The 3,875-nt window shown below is 72.9% G+C and carries 2 protein-coding genes; both read right to left on the reverse strand.

The genetic code is table 11. The features are described from left to right. Positions 1–1,568, reverse strand: a 1,568-nt coding sequence (locus tag KUM32_RS16400; RefSeq protein ID WP_217142640.1) for a beta-ketoacyl synthase N-terminal-like domain-containing protein, incomplete at its 3' end; no start/stop codon positions are given. Positions 1,569–1,712: 144 nt separating this feature from the next. Further along, on the reverse strand, positions 1,713–3,875 hold a 2,163-nt coding region (locus tag KUM32_RS16405), incomplete at its 5' end, for a beta-ketoacyl reductase (protein ID WP_217142641.1).

Consider the following 3,875-nt stretch of genomic DNA (forward strand, 5'->3'; position numbering starts at 1 on the left):
ACATCACCGAGCACCACCGCACGCCGCTCCAGCACCGCACGCGACGCCAACGACACACCCACATCCAGCGCGGCCGCATCCACCCCCCGCACCCGCTCGACCAACGCCTCCAACGAACCCTCGGACCGCGCCGACACCACCCACGGCACCACCGGCAACACCACCACCGGCTCCACCGGCACCACCGGAACCGGAACAGGCGCCTCCTCCACGATCACATGCGCATTCGTCCCACTGATCCCGAACGACGACACACCCGCACGCCGCACCCGGCCACCAACACCGGCACGCCACTCCCGCGCCTCCGTCAGCAACTCCACCGAACCCGACGCCCACTCCACCCGCGACGACGGCACATCCACATGCAACGTCCGCGGCAACACCCCACGCCGCAACGCCTCCACCATCTTGATCACACCAGCCACACCCGCAGCCGCCTGGGCGTGCCCGAGGTTGGATTTGAGCGAGCCGAGCCACAGCGGGTCGCCCGTGCGGTCCTGGCCGTACGTGGCCAGCAGCGCCTGCGCCTCGATGGGGTCGCCGAGCCGGGTCCCGGTGCCGTGCGCCTCCACCGCGTCCACATCCGCCGGGGACAGACCGGCCGACGCGAGGGCCTGGAGGATGACGCGTTGCTGGGCGCCGCCGTTCGGGGCGGTGAGGCCGTTGGAGGCGCCGTCCTGGTTGACGGCGCTGCCCCGCACCACCGCCAGTACCTCGTGCCCGAGGCGCTGGGCGTCGGAGAGGCGTTCCACCAGCAGCAGGCCGACGCCCTCGGACCAATTGGTGCCGTCCGCGCCCTCCGCGAAGGACTTGCACCGGCCGTCGGCGGCCAGACCGCCCTGCTTGGTGAACTGTCCGAAGGAGTCCGGGGTCGACATGACCGCCACGCCGCCGACGAGGGCGATCGAGCACTCCCGGCCGCGCAGGGCACGGCAGGCGGCATGCAGGGCGACCAGTGAGGAGGAACAGGCCGTGTCGATGGTGACGGCCGGGCCCTCCAGGCCGAAGGTGTAGGCGAGCCGGCCGGAGAGGACGGCGGGCGCGGTGCCGGTGAGCAGGTGACCGAGGACGCCCTCGGGCAGGTCCTCGACGTAGGAGCTGTAGCCGAGGTAGCTGCCGCCGACGAAGACGCCCGCCTGGGTGCCGCGCAGGGTGGCCGGGTCGATCCGGGCCCGTTCGAAGGTCTCCCAGGCCACTTCGAGCAGGACGCGCTGCTGCGGGTCCATGGCGAGGGCCTCGCGCGGGCTGATGCCGAAGAAGGCGGGGTCGAAGTCGCCGGCGTCGTGCAGGAACCCGCCGGTGCGCCCGTCCGTGGCGTCCGGCACCGAGGTGTCCCAGGTCTCCCAGCCCCGGTCGGTGGGGAACGGGGTGATGGCGTCCCTGCCCTCGTCGACCAGCTCCCAGAGGTCCTGCGGGGAGGTCACGCCGCCGGGGAACCGGCAGCCCATCGCGACGATGGCGATCGGCTCCTGCTCGGCCGCTTCGAGTTCGGTGAGGCGGCGGCGCGTCTGGGTCAGGTCCGTGGTTACCAACTTGAGGTAATCGCGGAGGGTTTCCTCAGTTGCCATTCAGTTCCACCTCTGCGGATGACCGAACGCACGTCGAATCGACCGACGTCCGAAATCGAAGGCTGTGAAAGCGGCCCAGGTTGAGGCTAGGAGTCCCGGATTGCCACCCGGTACCCCTAGCGCTCCCCTATGGGAACCGGGTGCTCAGGCCCGCCCGAGCTGGGAATCGATGAACTTCAGCAGTTCGTCGTCGGAGTCCCCGGCCGGGGGCTCCGATGCCGGATCGGATGCCTGGCCACCCGCTGCTTCCAGGGCGGAGAGCAGCGAGCGGAGTTTGATGCGGAGTTTGGTTCCGGTGATCGTGTCCGTGGCGGAGCCGACGATCCGCTGTTCCAGGTCGTCGAGTTCTTCGAGTACCGAACGAGAATTGTTCGGGACCATCTGAATACGCAGATGTGCCGCGAGCGCGGCCGGGGTGGGATGGTCGAAGACCAGGGTGGCGGGCAGCCGTAGCCCGGTCGCCGCCTTTATCCGATTGCGCAACTCGACGGCCGTGACCGAGTCGAACCCGATTTCCCGGAAAGCGCGGGTCGGGGGGATTTTCTCGGTGCTGGGAATGCCGAGGACGGCCGCGATGTGGTCGCGCAGCAGGTCGACCAGTTCGCGGTCGGCGTCCTCGGCCGGCAGGGCGGCGAGACGGTCGCGCAGGGCGGAGGCATCGGGGTCCTCGGCCTGGTCCGTGGACGCCTGGCCGGCGGTGGCCGCCAGGTCGGTGAAGAGGCGGCTGGGCCGGGTGAGGGAGAAGGCCGGCAGGAAGCGGGCCCAGTCGATGTCCGCGACCGTCGACGAGGGCGGTGCGGTGGCCAGTTCGGTCACGGCGCGTCCCGGGTCGAGCGGGCGGATGCCGAGGCGGAGCAGGGAGCCGTCCGCGGCTGCCGTGGCGGCGATGCCCCCGCCGGCCCAGGGGGACCAGGCGATGGCGGTGGCCGGCCTGCCCCGGTCCCGTCGCCAGGCCGCGAACGCGTCGAGGAAGGCGTCGGCGGCGGCGTGGGCGGGGTGGCGTGCCGTGCCCCAGACGCCGGCGACGGACGAGAAGACGACGAAGGCGTCGAGCTCGTCCCCCGGCTGCTCGGCGAGGAGTTCGTCCAGGAGGAGCGCGCCGGTGACGCGGGCGCCCATGACCTCCGCGGTCTCGGCCGTCGTCAGGTCGGCGACGGGCGTGTCCTGGGCGGCTCCGGCCGCGTGCACGACCGCGGTGAGGTCGGCGGGGAGACCGGCGACGAGCGCCGTCACCTGGTCCCGGTCGGTCAGGTCACAGGCGACGACGCTCACCTGTGCGCCGGAGTCGGCCAGTTCGGCGCGGAGCGCTTCGGCGCCGTCGGTGCCCGACCCCCGGCGTCCGGCCAGGACCAGGCCCGTGGCGCCGTTGGCCACCGCCCAGCGGGCCACCTGCCCGCCCAGCGCACCGGTGCCGCCCGTGACCAGTACGGTGCCGCGTGGCCGCCAGCCGGTACCGGAGGGGGCTGCCGGTGCGGGCCGCAGACGCCGGCCGAGAGCCCGTCCGTCGCGCAGCGCGATCTGGTCCTCGCCGTCGGCTGTCCCGCCGAGCACGGCGGCGAGTCCGTCCGCTCCCGTCTCGGGCAGGTCGACCAGTCCGCCCCACCGCCGGGGGTGTTCGAGTGCCGCCACCCTGCCGAGGCCCCAGACCTGGGCCTGTGCGGGGCTGCGGACCGGGTCGCCGTCACCGGTCGTGACCGCGCCGCTGGTGACGATCCACAGCGGTGCGGTCACCGCTTCCAGTGCCTGGATCAGAGCGACGGTGTCCGCGAGTCCGCGGGAGACGCCCGGGTGGTCGGGGTGCGGTCGCTCATCCAGCGCCAGCAGCGACACGACACCCGCGAGGTCACCCGGCGGGACCGCCTCGCCGGCGCCGATGGTCAGGACGTCCGCTCCGGCCGCCGTCAGCGACAGGGTGACGTCCCGGTCGGCACCGTCGGGCGTGACCACCAGCCAGCGTCCGGTGAGCCGCGTACCGGCGTCGAGCGGCACGGGCGTCCAGCCGACGGTGTGGCGCAGCCCCGCGTCCCGGGCCGGCGGGGTCTGCCCGGCGTGGCTCGGGGAGAGCCAGTACCGGCGGTGCTGGAAGGGGTAGGTCGGCGCGTCCGGCAGTCGGCGGCCACCGTCGAACCAGGTCCGCCAGTCGACGTCGGCTCCGCGCACCCACGCCTCACCCAGCGCCCGGATCTGCCCGGCCGGACCGTCCTCACCCCGCCGCAACGTCCCGAACACCCCGGCATCAGGAACACACTGCTCCAACGCCAACGTCAGCACCGGATGCCCCGACACCTCCCCGAACACCCGGAACCC

The sequence above is a fragment of the Streptomyces sp. AC627_RSS907 genome (genome assembly GCF_019049165.1).